Raw genomic sequence first — 14,739 nt, 5'->3', positions numbered from 1 at the left:
CCCCATGGACGGGGCGCCAAATTTCAGGCTTCCGCCGGTCTATCCCCACTGGCGGCTGTCGGGAGGCAGGAACCCGTTTCCTGTTTCCCCGAAGCCGGTCCGCACGCCTTCCCCGAGCTCGCGCGGATCCGGCCGTCGCCGCGATGGCGACATCGTCGGGGGGCGGTCATCCGCCCCCCGATCCTTTCGCGATATTCGGTGACAGGGCAATGGCGCTGGAAACTTCCACGGACAGCAATGGCCAGAAGCGGGCCAAGCCGCCGCAATGGCACTCGCGGCTGCGGCTCACCGACCGGCAATGGAACCGGATCGAAGCGGAGCTGCCCGGCCGGGTCGGCGCGCGCGCGCACAACGGCGGCAATGCGCGGCGTTTCGTCGAGGCGGTGCTGTGGGTCGCGCAGGCCGAGGCCTACTGGTCGGACATCCCGGCCGAATACGGCCGCTGGCACACCATCTACATCCGCTTCGGGCGCTGGCACGACGAGGGCTTGTGGCCCAGCGTGATCGCGGCGATGGGCATGCTGCCCGAAGCGCAGGCCGCGTTGCGCGCGCTGGTCGGCAGATACGCCGACAACATCGCGTCGCGACGCGAACGCAAGCGCCAGCGCGGCTGAGACGCGCCGGTTCGCGCCCGCACCGCGCGGGCGCGAGGGGACGCCGGAACCGTGGCGGAACGCCTACTTCCTGCGCTTCTTCAGCCACGCATCGATGCTGTGGCCGCCCGGTCCGTGCGCGGCCAGCACCAGCAGGCCGCCAGCCATCGCCACGTTCTTCATGAAGTGGATCTGCTGGTTCATCGCGGCCATCGCGTCCATGCCCGGCGCCGCGCGGTGGAACAGGAACGCCGAGGCCAGCGAGAACAGGGCCAGGCCCGTGCCCGCCCAGAACGTCAGCGCACCGGTCAGCACGGCCAGGCCGCCGGCGATTTCGACGAAGATCACCAGCGGCAGCAGCGCGCCCGGGACGCCGGCCGACGCCATGTAGGCCGCGGTGGCGTCGTAGCCCTGCAGCTTGCCCCAGCCGGACCACAGGAAAACCAGCGCCAGGCCGATGCGGCCCAGCAACACGGCGAAATCCTTCATCGGTTCTCTCCCAAGTTGGTGGTGGGCCGTCCCGGGCCGGCGACGGCGAGGCGACGATAGGCGCGCGACCTTCGTGCAGGCAAGCAGGAAAACGAGGCGCTGCGTCTGCGGGCAGGCCGCCTCCCCGCGTCTTCCAGGCCAAGGTCTTCCCATATTCCCGGGGCCGGGATTCCCCCTTTCCGCAGGGGGCGGATCGGAACCGGAAGATTCGTGAGGAAGCCCCGGGCTCAGGCGCCGACCGCCTGGCTCTGCGCGGCGGCGAGGAAGGCGCGCAGCGAGGCCGGTTTCACCGGCTTGGTCAGCAGGCGGTAACCGCCGCGCGCGCGCGCCTCGCGCTTGAGTTCGTCGCGGCCGTCGGCGGTCAGCAGCGCGCCGACCACCGGGCCGGGGCTGGCCGCGCGTAACGCGTCGAGCGCATCGAGGCCGTCGAGGCGGTCGTGCAGGTGGTAGTCGACCAGCATCACCGCCGGCGCTTCTTGCATCCGCTGCAGCGCTTCGTCGACCGTGGTCGCGGTCAGGATCTCGACCTTCCAGCGGCCCAGCAGCGCGCGCATGCCGTCGAGGGTTTCCTTGTCGTTGTCGACGCACAGCACGCGCAGGCCTTCGAGGCTGTCGTTGGCCAGCGCTTCCAGCCGCCGCGCCGGTGCCGGCAGCGGCTGGATCGCCGCCGCGCGCGGCACCGCGATCGAGAACATGCTGCCGCTGCCGACCGCGCTGCGCGCGTTCAACTCGTGGCCGAGCAGGCGCGAGATGCGCTGGCAGATCGACAGGCCCAGGCCCAGGCCCTGCTCGCCCCAGTCGAACGGCTGCTGGAAGCGGTGGAACTCGACGAAGATCTGCCGCATGTGCTGCTCGGGGATGCCGGGGCCGGTGTCCCAGACCTGCAGCTCGACGTCGTCGCCGTGCGCGCGCAGGCCCAGCACGATGCGGCCGCGGCGGGTATAGCGCAGCGCGTTCGCGATGAAGTTCTGCAGCACCCGGCGCAGCAGGCGGCGGTCGCTGCGCACCGGCACGCGGCGCGCGTGCACGCGCAGGTCGAGGCCGCGGCCGGCCGCGACCGGCGCGTACTGCGCGGCCAGTTCGCGCAGCAGTTCGCCGGCGTCGAAGTCGCCGAGCTGGATGTGCAGGCTGCCGGTATCCAGCCGCGACACGTCGAGCAGGCCGTCGAGCAGCTCCTCGGCGGCGCGCAGCGAGGCGTCGATGCGTTCGGCGAGGTGGCGCTGCTCGCCGGGCTCGTCGCTCTCGCGCAGCGCGCTGGTGAACAGCCGCGCCGCGTTCAGCGGCTGCAGCACGTCGTGGCTGATCGCGGCGAGGAAGCGAGTCTTCGACTGCTGCGCGGCCTCGGCCTCGCGGCTGCGCTCGGCCACGCGCATTTCCAGCGTCTCGTTGGCCTCGCGCAGCGCGATTTCGGCGCGCTTGAAGTCGGTGACGTCGTTGTAGCTGGTCACGTAGCCGCCGCCGGGCAGCGACTGCCCGCGCAGTTCGACCACGCGGCCGTCGCTGCGCACGCGCTCGAACACGTGCGGGGTGCCGGCGCGCATGTGCGCGATGCGCTTGCGCACGTGCTCCTCGACGTCGCCCTCGCCCAGCTCGCCGCGTTCGGCGTTGTAGCGGATCAGGTCGGCGACCGGGCGGCCGACGTAGAGCATGCCTTCCGGGTAGCCGAACATCTGCTGGTAGCGGCGGTTCCAGGCGACCAGGCGCATGTTCGGGTCGACCACGCTGACCCCGGCGGAGATGTTCTCCAGCGTGGTCGAGAGGATCTCGCGGTTGAAGCGCAGTTCCTGCCCGGCCTCGTCGAGCACCGCGACCACTTCGCCCAGCTCCATGCCCGAGCCGTGCAGCACGCTGGTCAGCACCAGCCGCGCCGACGCCGCGCCGATCGCCGCGGCGAGCAGGCGTTCGGTGAACTGCACCCAGACGCGGTCGGCCGGCGCGTCCGGCTTGAGCTCGCGGTTCAGCGCCGCGGCCTGCTCGGCGAAGGCGCGGCGCGCGTGGCGCTCGCCGACCACGCGCTCGGCCAGCGACAGCAGGTCGGACACGCGCACGCTGCCGGGCCATTCGCTCGGCACCAGCGCCTGCCTTTGCGCGTAGGGGTCGAGGAACGGCGCGATGCGCAGGCGCTCGTCGACGCTGGGCCGCCAGCGCGCCGAGACCAGCATCATCGTGCCGGCGTTGACCAGCAGCGACCAGAACGTGCCGTGGGTCAGCGGGTCCCAGCCGCTGAGGTTGAACAGCTGCTGCGGGCGCAGCCAGTGCAGGCCGAACGGCCCGGTCTGCAGCCATTGCGGGCCGAGCCAGCCCGATGCCGACAGCGTCGGCAGCAGCAGCGTGTACACCCACACCGCGAAGCCGACCAGCATGCCGATTTCGACGCCGCGGCGGCTGGCGCCGCGCCAGTACAGGCCGCCGAGCAGGCCGGGTGCGAACTGCGCCACCGCGGCGAACGCGATCAGGCCGTACGAGGCGAGCGAGCTCTCGTTGCCGCTGCTGCTGCGGTAGTAGGCGTAGGCGCACAGCGCGAGCAGCGCGATCGCGGCGCGGCGGATCCACAGCACGAGCGTGGCCACGTCGGCGGCGGCCTGGCGCGCGGCCAGGTTGCGGCGCAGCAGCAGCGGCATCACCAGGTCGTTGCTGACCATCGTCGACAGGGCGATGCTGGCGACGATGGTCATGCCGGTGGCGGCGGAGAAGCCGCCGACGTAGGCGACCAGCGCCAGCGCGTCGCTGCCCGCGTTCAGCGGCAGGGTCAGCACGATGGTGTCGGCCGCGCCGGCGCTTTCGCCGCCGAACAGGCGCATGCCGGCGGCGGCGATCGGCACCACCATCGCCGAGATCAGCAGCAGGTAGCCGCCGAACAGCCAGCGCGCCGGGCGGATGTCGCCGACTTCGCTGCATTCGACCACCGCCACGTGGAACTGGCGCGGCAGGCAGACGATGGCGAGGAAGCCGAGCAGGGTCTGGGTCAGGAAGCCGACCGGCGGCGCGTTCTGGAACAGCGTGCGCGCGGCGTCGCCGACGCGCACCGGGCCGCCCAGCCAGAAGTACGCGAACACGCCGATCGCGACCATCGCCAGCAGCTTGACCATCGACTCCAGCGCGATCGCCAGCATCATGCCGTGGTGGTGCTCGGTGGCGTCGACCTGGCGGGTGCCGAACAGCGCGGCGAACAGCGCCATCAGCAGCGCCACGTACAGCGCCGGGTCGGTGAAGAAGCCGGTGTCGCCGGCGCCCTGCCCGGTCAGCGCGCCCAGGCTCAGCGCCACCGCCTTGTACTGCAGCGCCAGGTACGGCACCACGCCGATCAGCGCGATCAGCGTGACCAGCGCGGCGAGCCGGCGCGAGCGGCCGTAGCGCGAGGAGATGAAGTCGGCGATCGAAACCGTGTTCTGGCTGCGCGCGATCAGCGCCAGCCGTTCGATGATGCGCCAGCCGAACAGCAGCAACAGCAGCGGGCCGAGGTAGATCGGCAGGTAGCCGATGCCGTTGCGCACCGCGCTGCCGACCGCGCCGTAGAAGGTCCACGACGAGCAGTACACCGCCAGCGCCAGGCTGTACACCACCGGGCGCAGCCACGGCCGGTCCGGGTACAGCGGGCGGCGGTCGCCCCACCACGCCACGGCGAACAGCAGCGCGGCGTAGCCGATCGAAACCAGCAGCAGCACCCAACTCGACAAGAACGCCCCCTCCGGCGCCGGCACCGCCCGGATTCTACGCCGGGGCGGATGGGACAGGAGAAGTGAGCGGAGAGGAGTGAGAAGCGAGGAAGGGGTCTGCGCTCCCGCTCGTTTCTCACTCCTCTCCGCTCACTCCTTGCCTTGCCCGAGCAGCGCGCGCGCCGCGGCTTCCGCCTGCCCGCGCAGTTCCGGTACCGCGATGCTTTCCCACAGGCTGCCGATGCGCAGGCTGCCCAGCGCGTACAGCCGCGGCTGCGCGCGGCCGCCGGCGTCGAGCACGCGGCCGTCGGGCGCGGTGTCCACGCCGATGCCGTGCGGGCCGGGCCGCGCATGGCCATGGCCGAGCAGGCCGTCGAGCAGCGCGTTGCGCATGGTCTGTGCGCGCAACTCGACGCCGGTGGCGTTGACCAGCACGTCGACGTCGAATTCGCGCAGGCTGCCGTCGCGCTGCTGCCAGCCCATGCGCACGCAGTTGCCCTGCGCGATCACGTGGCGCAGGCGGCCGCGATGCACGCGCAACTGGCCGCTTTCGCGCAGTCCCTCGATCCGCGCATGCACCTGCGGCGCGATGCGGTGGCGGTGCACGTCCCAATGGCGTACGACGTGGCGCAGGAAGCGGCGCTGCTCGCCGGACGGCAGCGATTGCCACAGCGCCTGCCCGTGCGGGCGCAGGCGCTCCATCGCCGCCTGCCACGGCAGGCCGTTCCGGGCGCCGCCGTGCGCGTGCCCGCGCAGCGCGCGCACCCGCCCGCGCAGTCCCATCGCCAGCAGCGGTTCGATGTCGAAATCGGCCGAATCCGGCGTCGCCGCGTGCGCCATCGGCAGCAGTGCGTGGCGCGACAGCACGTGCAGCTCGCCGCGGTGGCCGTTGTCGGCCAGGCTCATCAGCGCATCGGCCATGCTCAGTCCGGAACCGACGACGCAGACGTCGGCGTCGTGGTCGATGCCCTTGATCGCGTCGTAATCCCAGGCGGCCAGCAGCCTGGACGCGGGCAGCGCGCCCGCGCCGCGCGCCGGCAGCGGCCGCGGCGTGTTGCCGATCGCGAGCACGGCGCCGCGCGCGCGCAGGGACGCGCCGCCGTGCAGCTCCAGTTCGATCGATCCGTCGTCGGCGAAGCCGAGTCCGGCGGCGCGGTCCTGCACGACCCGCAGCGTCGCCGCGCTCGCCTGCCGCGCCTGTTCCAGCCGCGTGCGCAGGTAGTCGGCGTAGCGGCGGCGTTCGGCGTAGCGTCCGGCCAGTGCGTCGCGTTCCGCCGCGCCGGCCGCCAGGAAATCGACGAAGTCGCCCGGCCGGTCGTCGAACGCGCTCATGCCGCGCGCCGGCACGTTGAGCAGGTGCTCCGCGTGCCGGGTCGCATAGGCCACGCCCTGCGCCAGCACCGGCGAGGGTTCGACCAGCACGATGCGCGCCGGCGTACGTGCCAGCCGCAGCGCGTGGATCGCGGTCAGCACGCCGCCCGCGCCGCCGCCGATGATGGCGATGTCGAAAACCGCGTCGTCCGCTCCGTCCGTCATCGGCACATTGTAGGGGGCAGAAGGCCTTGCGGCCGTCGGGAAGAACGGGAATCACTCACATCAGGAAATCCATCAGCCGCGCGAACCCCTCGCGGCTGCGCCGCCACGCCGGGCGGTCCTTCCACGCCGCGAGCGACACGGAGTCGGCATCGGCCAGGTACGAGGCCTCGATTTCGCGCATCCGCGCGACCACGCCGCGGTCGTAGCAGAGCAGGCCGATCTCCGCGTTCAGCGCGAACGAGCGGATGTCGAGGTTGATCGAGCCGACCAGCGCCATGCCGTCGTCCACGCTCAGGTGCTTGGCGTGGAGGAACCGCGGGCGGTACAGCGCGATCTTCACCCCGCTGGCCAGCAGTTCCTCGAAGTACGACTCCTGTGCCCACGCGGTCAGCCGCTGGTTGTTGCTGGCCGACAGGATCAGCTGCGTCTCGACCCCGGACAGCGCGGCGATGCGCAGCGCGCTCAGCGTGGCGTCGTCCGGCACGAAGTACGGCGTGACCAGCACCAGCCGGCGCTTGGCCAGGTGGATCAGCGCGTTGACCGTGTCGCGCGCGTTCGCGAACGGATACGCCGGGCCGCTCGGCAGCAGTTGCGCGGCGACGTCGGCGTGCTGCACCGGCGCGGTCGGCGCGACCTCCAGGCGCTCGCCGGTCTCGATGAACCAGTCGCTGGCGAACACCGCCTCCAGGTGCGCCACCGCCGGCCCGCGCACGCGCGCGACCAGTTCGCGGTTGGGGAAGCCGGGCACGAATTCCGCGGTGGCCAGGTTCTGCGAGCCGACGTAGGCCGCGTCGTTGTCGATCACCGCGACCTTGCGGTGGTTGCGCAGGTCCATGCGCCCGCTGCGGCGCCAGCGCAGGCCGCCGGGCAGCAGGTCGTGCACCTGCACGCCGGCCAGGCGCAGTTCCGCGGCGTAGCGGCGCAGGCCGCGCTTGGCGCCGACCGCGTCCAGCAGCAGCCTGCACTGCACGCCGCGTGCGGCGGCACGCTTCAGCGCGGCGGCGATGGCGTCGCCGACCGCGTCGTCGAACATCAGGTAATAGAGCAGGTGCACGCGCTGCCGCGCGCGGTCGATGTCGTCGATCAGCGCGCGCAGCGAAGCGTCGTAGTCGTCGAGCAGTTCGATCGCGTTGCCGTGGGTCGGCATGAAGTCGCCGAGCTGCTCGACCAGCGGCACCATTTCGGCATCGGCGCCGTCGCCTCCGGGCGTCCAGCGCAGGTGCCTGAGCGGCGCCTGCTGCTCGCGGATCACCTGCGAGGCCAGCGCCTGCCGGCGGATGCGTTCGCGCGACAGCCACGGGTGGCCGAACAGCAGGTACAGCGGCAGGCCGAGCAGCGGCACGAAGGCGATCAGCAGCAGCCAGCTGCGCGCGGCCGCCGGGTTGGTCCGTGCCGGGATCCACAGCAACGAAGCCAGGCGCACGACCCAGTCCACGACCAGCAGCCAGGTGCTGAGCGACCAGGTGAAATCCGTCATCGCGCGGGGCCGGGCGGGGTCGGCATGGCGGCGATTCTGCCAGCCCGCGCGAAAATTTGGGTCGAACCGCCTTCCCGTCGCTGCTGGCGGAGAGGGGGCGTCGGAGGCGGGCGAACGGCGATTTCGACCCCGGGGATTCCGCGCGCCCAAAAGAAAACCCGCCTTGCGGCGGGTTTCCTCGCGGAACCGGATCCCCGTTTTCGCGGGGATGGCGCGGCGGCAAAGGCGTTCGCCAAGCGAACGCGCCGCGGCGTCACTTGATCTTCGCTTCCTTGTAGATCACGTGCTTGCGCACCACCGGGTCGTACTTCTTCATTTCCATCTTCCCGGGGGTGTTCTTCTTGTTCTTGTCGGTGGTGTAGAAGTGGCCGGTATCGGCCGTGGACACCAGCTTGATCTTGTCGCGCTTGCCTGCCATGTCCTATCTCCTCAGATCTTCTCGCCGCGCGCGCGCAGCTCGGCCAGGACGGCGTCGATGCCGACCTTGTCGATGGTGCGCAGCGAGTGCGCGGAAACCTTCAGCTTGACCCAGCGGTTCTCGCTGGCGACCCAGAAGCGGCGCTCGTGCAGGTTGGGCAGGAAGCGGCGGCGGGTACGGTTGTTGGCGTGGGAGACGTTGTTGCCCGTCTGCACACGCTTGCCGGAAACTTGGCATACGCGGGACATCGTTGTGCACCTTCTCGAATGTGTGGGTGTCTCCCATAGCCCGGGAAACGGCGGCCTCGGCCTGCGGCTAACTCACCCGGGGACTGGAACCCGGCCGGGGCGGACGCAGCGAGCCGTGCATTATGCCCGGGTTTTCCTTTCCATGCAAACACTTACGCCGGATCGGCCGGTCCCGTCTCGGGGGCGGCTGCGACGGCAGGGCGCCGGCGGGTCACGGCGCGGTCCTGGCCGCGCCGCCCGGGGCGGCCTTGGCCCGGGCGATGAACGCGCGGATCTGGCTTTCCAGCACCGGCAGCGGCACCGAGCCCTGACTGAGCACGGCGTCGTGGAAGGCGCGGACGTCGAATTTCGGCCCCAGTTCCTTCTCGGCCTCGGCCCGCAGGCGCACGATCGCGATCTCGCCCAGCTTGTAGCTCAGCGCCTGCGCCGGCCAGGAGATGTAGCGGTCGACCTCGGTGGTGACCTCGTGCTCGCTCAGCGCGGTGCGCTCGCGCAGGTAGGCCTGCGCCTGCACGCGGCTCCAGCCGTAGTGGTGCACGCCGGTGTCGATGACCAGCCGGCAGGCGCGCCACATCTCGTAGGTCAGGCGGCCGAACTCCTCGTACGGGGTCTGGTAGATGCCCATCTCCTCGCCGAGCTTTTCCGCATACAGGCCCCAGCCCTCGCCGTAGGCGGAAATGTAGTTCTTGCGGCGGAAGTCCGGCTGCGCGCCCTGTTCCTCGGCCAGCGCGCCCTGCAGCGAATGCCCGGGCGAGGATTCGTGCAGGGTCAGCGCCGGCAGGTTGTACAGCGGGCGCGACGGCAGGTCGTAGGTGTTGAGCCAGTAGGTGTCGACGCCGCCGCGGCCGGCGGTCCAGAACGGGGCGATGTCCGGCGGCACTTCCACGATCGCGAAGCGCCCGCGCGGCAGGGTGCCGATCAGCTTGCCGATCTCGCCGTCGACGCGCTTGGCAATCCACGCGGCGCGGTCCAGCAGTTCCTGCGGCGTCTTCGCGTAGAACCGCGGGTCGGTGCGCAGGAACGCCAGGAAATCGGCGAACGAACCCTTGAAGCCGACCTGCTTGATGATCGCGTCCATTTCGGACTGGATGCGCGCCACTTCGTCGAGGCCGATCCGGTGTATTTCCTCCGGCGACAGGTCGAGCGTGGTGTATTCGCGGATCTGCTGGCGGTAGAAAGCCTTGCCATCCGGCATCGCCTCGGCGGCGAGGGTGGTGCGCGCCTGCGGCACGTACTCGTCGCGGAAGAAGGCCAGCAGCTTCGCGTAGGCGGGGATCACCGAACCGGAGATCGCCGCCTTCGCTTCGGCGCGCAGCTGTTCCTGCGCTTCGGCCGGAATCCGCGCCGGCAACTTCGTGAACGGCGCGTAGAACGCGGACTGGGCCGGGTCCTTCAGCTCCGCGACCGCCGCGATCGACACGTCGCGGCCGTCCAGCACCGCGCGCGGCACGCTGAAGCCCCGCTTCAATCCGGCGCGCATGTTGCCGATCTGCTGGTCGAAGTAGCGCGGCACGTCGTTGAGCCGCGAGATGTAGGCGCGCAGCGCGGCGGCGTCTTGCATCGGCGCGCGCGCCATGAAACCCAGGTTCGACCAGAACGAGCTGTCGGCGTTGAACGGCATCTCGTAGGCGCGGAAGCGCACCTCGGCGATCAGGTTCTCGACCTGCGGCCGGTAGATCGCCAGGTTGATGCGGTTCTCGGGCGAGAGCCGTGCGATGTCGAGCTTGTCCAGCTGCGCCAGCACGGCTTCCCACTTCGCGCGGCGCGCGGCCTGCGCCGCGGGGCCGACGTCGGGCAGGTGCGGGTTGTTGCCGGTGGAGTCGCTGTCCTCGTCGGCCTGCCCCAGTTCGGCCTGGCGCCAGGCCCATTCGGTTTCGTAGATGGCGCGGAACGCGGCGTCGGCGCCGGACTCCTGCGCGCGGGCGAGGGGAATGGCCGCGAACAGGAGAGCCAGCAGGAACAGCGGTCGGGTCATGGAAACGTAGCGGCGCAGAGGACGAGCAATCATCGCACCAAAAAGCCCCTCTCCCATCGGGAGAGGGGTTGGGGTGAGGGTTCGGCGGAGCAGGAAAGCTCGAACTCGCGACATGGTTTCAACAGGCGGGATTGCGCATATCGTCGTGGCGCGGGAATTCGCGCATGGCCGGCTTCGCCGAACCCTCATCCGGCGCTTCGCGCCACCTTCTCCCGGAGGGAGAAGGGACGAGATGTCACGCCCTTCCCACCGGCAACCTGACCTCCATCAACCCCGGGTCGTCGGGGTCGGGGCGGATGTCGAAGCCGAGTTGCTCGCACATCGCCAGCATGCCGCGGTTCTCGCGCAGCACCTGGCCGTCGACCTCGCGCAGGCCCAGCCAGCCTGCGTATTCGATCATGATCGTCATCAGCCGCCAGCCGATGCCGTGGCCCTTCAGGTCCGAGCGGACGAGGATGCCGTACTCGCCCTTCTCGTAGTTGGCGTCGGCCATCAGTCGCACCGCACCGAGCATCGCGCCGTCCGCGTCCAGCGCGACCAGCGCGATCGAGCGCGCATAGTCGAGCTGGGTCAGGCGCGCGATGAATTCGTGGCTGAAGTGCTTCACCGACTGGAAGAAGCGCAGGCGCAGGTCTTCCTCGCTGACATGGGTGAAGAATTCGCGGAACAGCGCGTCGTCCTCCGGCCGCACCGGGCGCACGAACGCCGGCGAACCGTCGGCCAGTTCGATGTGGCGCTCCCATTCCTGCGGATACGGGAAGATCGCGAAGCGCGGGTGGCCGCGGCCCTTGTGCAGCGCCGGCATCGGCTCGACGATCACCCGCGCGTCGACCGCGACCGCGCCGTGGCGGTCGGCCAGCAGCGGGTTCAGGCTCAATTGCCGGATTTCCGGCAGGTCGGCGGCCAGCTGCGCCAGCTTGACCAGCACCAGCGCGATCTCGCGCTCGTCGACCGCGGGCATGCCGCGGTAGGACTTCAGGCGGCGCGACACGCGGGTCCGGTCGATCAGTTCGTGCGCCAGGCGCAGGTCGAGCGGCGGCAGCGCCAGGGCCAGGTCGTCGATCACCCGCACCGCGGTGCCGCCGCGGCCGAACACGATCACCGGCCCGAACAGCGGGTCGTCGGCGATCGCCGCGATCAGTTCGCGGCGTTCCGGGCGCTCTTCCATCGCTTGCACGACGACGCCTTCGATGCGCGCATCCGGGCGCTTCTCGCGCGCCTGCTTCAGCACGTCGACGGCGGCGTCGTGCACCGCCTGCGCGGTGGCGAGGTTCAGGCGCACGCCGTCGACCGTACTCTTGTGGGCGATGTCGGGCGAGTGGATCTTCACCGCCACGGCCTTGCCGGCGGCGAGCAACGGCCCGGCCGCCCGCGCCGCCGCGTCGGCGTCGGCCACCGCGGCCACCGGCGTGGCGGCGATGCCGTAGGCGGCGAGCAGGCGCAGCGTGGCCCCGGCGTCGAGCTGGCCGCCGCCCCTGGCCAGCGCGTCCCGCACGATCGCGCGCGCCGCGGCGACGTCGGGCGCGAAATCCTGCGGCAGGCTCGGCGGGGTTTCCATCAGTGCGGTCTGCGCCTCGCGGTAGCGCACCAGGTGCATGAAGCCGCTGATCGCGTCGGCTTCGGTGGCGTAGCTGGGCACGCGCGCGGCGTTGAGCGCGGCCAGGGTCGCGTCGTCGCGGCCCAGCCACACTGCGAACACCGGCTTGCCGGCCTTCTTCTTCGCGATGGCGCCGGCCAGCCCCTGCGCCGCTTCCGCCGACGAAGTGAACGCGGTCGGCACGTTGATCACCATCAGCGCGTCGTTTTCCGCGTCCGCCAGCAACGCCTCGACCGCGGTGGCGTAGCGCACGCCGTCGGCGTCGACGACGATGTCGACCGGGTTCTCGCGCGACCAGCCGTCCGGCAGCAGCTTGTCGAGCTTGGCGACGGTGTCGGGCGACAGCCCGGCCGCGGTGCCGCCGAGCCGCTGCAACTGGTCCAGCGCCAGCGCGCCGACGCCGCCGCCGTTGCCGAGGATGGCGAGGCGGCGGCCGGGGAAGGTGCGCAGCCGGCCGAGGGTTTCGGCGGCAGCGAACAGTTCGTCCAGCGCATTGACCTGCAACAGGCCGGCGCGGCGGAACGCGGCGGCGTAGACCGCGTCCGGCTGCGCCAGCGCGCGCATGCCGACGTCGTCGAAGCTGAGCGGCGGGCCGCGCCGCCCCGACTTCACCACGACCACCGGCTTGGCGCGCGCGGCCGCGCGCGCGGCCGACATGAACTTGCGCGCGTTTCGGATCTGCTCCACGTACAACAGGATCGCGCGGGTGCGCGGATCGACGGCGAAGTGGTCGAGCAGGTCGGCGAAGTCGACGTCGATCGCATCGCCCAGCGACACCACCGCGGAGAAGCCGACGGCGCGGGTGGAACTCCATTCGACCAGCGCCGCGGCAATGGCGCTGGACTGCGACAGCAGCGCCAGGTCGCCCGGCGGCGGCGTGTGCGCGGCGATGCTGGCGTTGAGCGCGGCGTGCGGCGCGATCACGCCCAGGCAATGCGGACCGAGCAGGCGCATGCCGTGTTCGCGCGCGGCGGCGCCCGCCTTCGCGGCGATCGCGGGGTCCGCGATCGCGGTCAGGATCACCGCGGCGCCGGCGCCGTGCGCGGCGGCCTCGGCGACGACCTTCGGCACGATGCCGGCCGGGGTGGTGACCACGACCAGGTCGGGCACCCACGGCAGGCCGCTGACGCGGGCGACGGTGGCGATGCCGTCGATTTCGCTGTAATTCGGGCTGACCCAGCCGATCCGTCCCTTGAACCCGGACGAGCGCAGGTTGCGCGCCACCGCGCGCCCGGCCGAACGCTCGCGCGGGCTGCCGCCGATGATCGCCACCGACTGCGGCTGGAAGACCGATTTGAGGCGGTAGGTGCTCACGCCATTCCTCGCGCTTGCGGGCTGTCGGCAATGTTAAGCGCAAGCTGCGGACGGCGTGTTGATTAGACGCAAATGACTGGGTGCGGCGGGTTTCCTCCACTCACGTCATCCCCGCGAAAGCGGGAATGACGAGCCCAAACATTGTGTAGGGCGGGTCACGACCCGCCGTTGGGTTCAACGCGAAGATCGCAGAAGCGGCGGGTTGAAACCCGCTCTACCGGTGCTGTCTCGTAGATTCGTAGAGCAAGTCTCAGGGTCGTTCTGCGTCAATTTCCATTGGGGCAGGTTCGACTTGACGTGGACTGTTCTGAGGAGGCTGTTGGCCATCGACTTGCTGAGGCCGATTCGGCATTTGCCCAACGACAATCTGCGGCTGTGCTTGCAATATGAATGCAGAACCATCGTGGTTCTGGATGATCTTAAACGCGTTGGTGCTCGATAGCGTGTGATAGTAGATGTGGTGGACTGATAGGACCTTATCTTGTAGGTCTTGATCAGACTCAAGCTCAACTACCCGCAGGCCAATTTCTTTGCACTTGTCGAATGACAAGTGTCGGTTATGGGCGAAATTTACAGAGTGGTCGCCAAGCTCGCGAAGGATAGTGGCAATGGTCTCTTCCGGATTCTTGCGGCGTGAGAACATATTTCTTTTCAGCCATTGGCCAACTAAAGAATTTGACCAATCAACCGCCTTCTTGCACTCGCCGATAAACGCCGGGGGGTATTTGGCTAGTATCGGCTGCCAAATCGGTACTGTGCGAGGATCCTCGATTATTTCTTTATAAGCACGCTCAAACTCTTCAAGAACTCCATGAGCAGGAATGGATCCGAATTGCGGATCTACCGGGCCAAGCGACGAATGTTTGCCCATCCAAATTTCCTTGGTGGAGCAGGCGATCATCGTGCCAGCAGACATTGCCATTTGTGGAACAAAACAGCGGACATTCTTGCCGAATTTGCTCCAGAGATAATCGACGATTGATTCCGTTGCCGCTGTATCACCGCCAGGGGTGTGTAGGACAAGATCCAGGCCTTTCTTAGGATCTAGCCCATTTATAGCCGTCATCAGGCCATTTTTGTCATTGTCATTAACGGCAGAAAGATTGCCGAGTTCAGGCTTTTGCAGCCACCCACTGTAATAGCAGATGACGTTTCTTCCCGTGTAGTCTGCTAAATCTTTCGTGTATTTCCGGCGAAGAATGTCATATCCACTGCCAAGCTGTCCTAGTTCCCTAACCAGCTCGGACCAGTTAGACATAAGACTTTTCCTTCTTAATTATTTCGGCGCGGCCTTTAGTAACGACAACGGTTTCCACTACAAAGGCTTGTGGCTCGCTTTGAGTGAGAACGAACTTGGCGCTCCGCATAGCCGCTTGGAGACGCTCGTCGTCTAGCCGAAACTTTTTAAGTTTTTCCTCGAAATCATTCATGCCTTA

Annotated in this window: 11 protein-coding genes; 1 reads left to right on the top strand and 10 read right to left on the bottom strand. The window is 69.3% G+C overall.

Annotation, left to right across the window (positions count from 1 at the left end; translation table 11 throughout):
- Window positions 1-209 precede the first annotated feature (209 nt).
- Window positions 210-614 (top strand): transposase, encoded by a 405-nt coding sequence (locus CSC71_RS06570; RefSeq protein ID WP_162373564.1) that lies wholly within the window; start codon window positions 210-212, stop codon window positions 612-614.
- Window positions 615-677: 63 nt separating this feature from the next.
- Here CSC71_RS06570 and CSC71_RS06565 read toward each other — a convergent pair whose 3' ends face one another.
- The 10 genes from CSC71_RS06565 to CSC71_RS06520 all read right to left on the bottom strand — a co-directional run bounded on the left by CSC71_RS06565 (window position 678) and on the right by CSC71_RS06520 (window position 14,733).
- Window positions 678-1,082: a DoxX family protein gene (locus CSC71_RS06565; RefSeq protein WP_162373563.1), complete on the bottom strand. Its 405-nt coding sequence runs from the start codon at window positions 1,080-1,082 to the stop codon at window positions 678-680.
- Window positions 1,083-1,309: 227 nt separating this feature from the next.
- The gene (locus CSC71_RS06560) at window positions 1,310-4,759 is read right to left on the bottom strand and encodes a hybrid sensor histidine kinase/response regulator (RefSeq protein ID WP_162373562.1); all 3,450 of its coding nucleotides are present in this window, start codon (window positions 4,757-4,759) and stop codon (window positions 1,310-1,312) included.
- A 129-nt stretch (window positions 4,760-4,888) separates the two neighbouring features.
- A complete protein-coding gene (locus tag CSC71_RS06555) occupies window positions 4,889-6,274 on the bottom strand; it encodes an FAD/NAD(P)-binding protein (protein WP_162373561.1) in 1,386 nt (461 codons plus the stop codon).
- Between the two features lie 55 nt (window positions 6,275-6,329).
- Window positions 6,330-7,751 (bottom strand): cardiolipin synthase, encoded by a 1,422-nt coding sequence (gene cls / locus CSC71_RS06550; RefSeq protein WP_162373560.1) that lies wholly within the window; start codon window positions 7,749-7,751, stop codon window positions 6,330-6,332.
- Window positions 7,752-8,004: 253 nt separating this feature from the next.
- Window positions 8,005-8,169 carry a 50S ribosomal protein L33 gene (gene rpmG, locus CSC71_RS06545; RefSeq protein ID WP_162373559.1) on the bottom strand — a complete coding sequence of 55 codons (165 nt, stop codon included), beginning with the start codon at window positions 8,167-8,169 and terminating at the stop codon, window positions 8,005-8,007.
- 11 nt (window positions 8,170-8,180) lie between these two features.
- Entirely contained in the window at window positions 8,181-8,417 is a 237-nt protein-coding gene (gene rpmB, locus CSC71_RS06540; protein ID WP_162373558.1) for a 50S ribosomal protein L28, read from the bottom strand.
- A 211-nt stretch (window positions 8,418-8,628) separates the two neighbouring features.
- Complete coding sequence (locus CSC71_RS06535; protein ID WP_162373557.1) at window positions 8,629-10,392, bottom strand: DUF885 domain-containing protein; 1,764 nt, start codon at window positions 10,390-10,392, stop codon at window positions 8,629-8,631.
- A gap of 235 nt (window positions 10,393-10,627) precedes the next feature.
- Window positions 10,628-13,303 (bottom strand): bifunctional acetate--CoA ligase family protein/GNAT family N-acetyltransferase, encoded by a 2,676-nt coding sequence (locus tag CSC71_RS06530; RefSeq protein WP_162373556.1) that lies wholly within the window; start codon window positions 13,301-13,303, stop codon window positions 10,628-10,630.
- A gap of 250 nt (window positions 13,304-13,553) precedes the next feature.
- Window positions 13,554-14,561 (bottom strand): SDH family Clp fold serine proteinase, encoded by a 1,008-nt coding sequence (locus CSC71_RS06525; protein WP_162373555.1) that lies wholly within the window; start codon window positions 14,559-14,561, stop codon window positions 13,554-13,556.
- Entirely contained in the window at window positions 14,554-14,733 is a 180-nt protein-coding gene (locus tag CSC71_RS06520) for a hypothetical protein (RefSeq protein ID WP_162373554.1), read from the bottom strand. The genes CSC71_RS06525 and CSC71_RS06520 overlap by 8 nt, the downstream gene beginning before the upstream one ends.
- Window positions 14,734-14,739: the final 6 nt, after the last annotated feature.

It is taken from the genome of Pseudoxanthomonas sangjuensis (assembly GCF_010211755.1).
Taxonomy (GTDB): Bacteria; Pseudomonadota; Gammaproteobacteria; order Xanthomonadales; family Xanthomonadaceae; genus Pseudoxanthomonas_A; species Pseudoxanthomonas_A sangjuensis.
The sequence above is the reverse complement of the archived record's forward strand: the minus strand, read 5'-3'. Positions and strand labels throughout refer to the sequence as shown.

What these genes read in the sequence shown, in the direction of transcription:
- CSC71_RS06570 (WP_162373564.1), top strand. Translation starts at nt 210, where the DNA reads ATGGCGCTGGAAACTTCCACGGACAGCAATGGCCAGAAGCGGGCCAAG.
- CSC71_RS06565 (WP_162373563.1), bottom strand. Translation starts at nt 1,082, where the DNA reads ATGAAGGATTTCGCCGTGTTGCTGGGCCGCATCGGCCTGGCGCTGGTT.
- CSC71_RS06555 (WP_162373561.1), bottom strand. Translation starts at nt 6,274, where the DNA reads ATGACGGACGGAGCGGACGACGCGGTTTTCGACATCGCCATCATCGGC.
- cls (WP_162373560.1), bottom strand. Translation starts at nt 7,751, where the DNA reads ATGACGGATTTCACCTGGTCGCTCAGCACCTGGCTGCTGGTCGTGGAC.
- rpmG (WP_162373559.1), bottom strand. Translation starts at nt 8,169, where the DNA reads ATGGCAGGCAAGCGCGACAAGATCAAGCTGGTGTCCACGGCCGATACC.
- rpmB (WP_162373558.1), bottom strand. Translation starts at nt 8,417, where the DNA reads ATGTCCCGCGTATGCCAAGTTTCCGGCAAGCGTGTGCAGACGGGCAAC.
- CSC71_RS06535 (WP_162373557.1), bottom strand. Translation starts at nt 10,392, where the DNA reads ATGACCCGACCGCTGTTCCTGCTGGCTCTCCTGTTCGCGGCCATTCCC.
- CSC71_RS06525 (WP_162373555.1), bottom strand. Translation starts at nt 14,561, where the DNA reads ATGTCTAACTGGTCCGAGCTGGTTAGGGAACTAGGACAGCTTGGCAGT.
- CSC71_RS06520 (WP_162373554.1), bottom strand. Translation starts at nt 14,733, where the DNA reads ATGAATGATTTCGAGGAAAAACTTAAAAAGTTTCGGCTAGACGACGAG.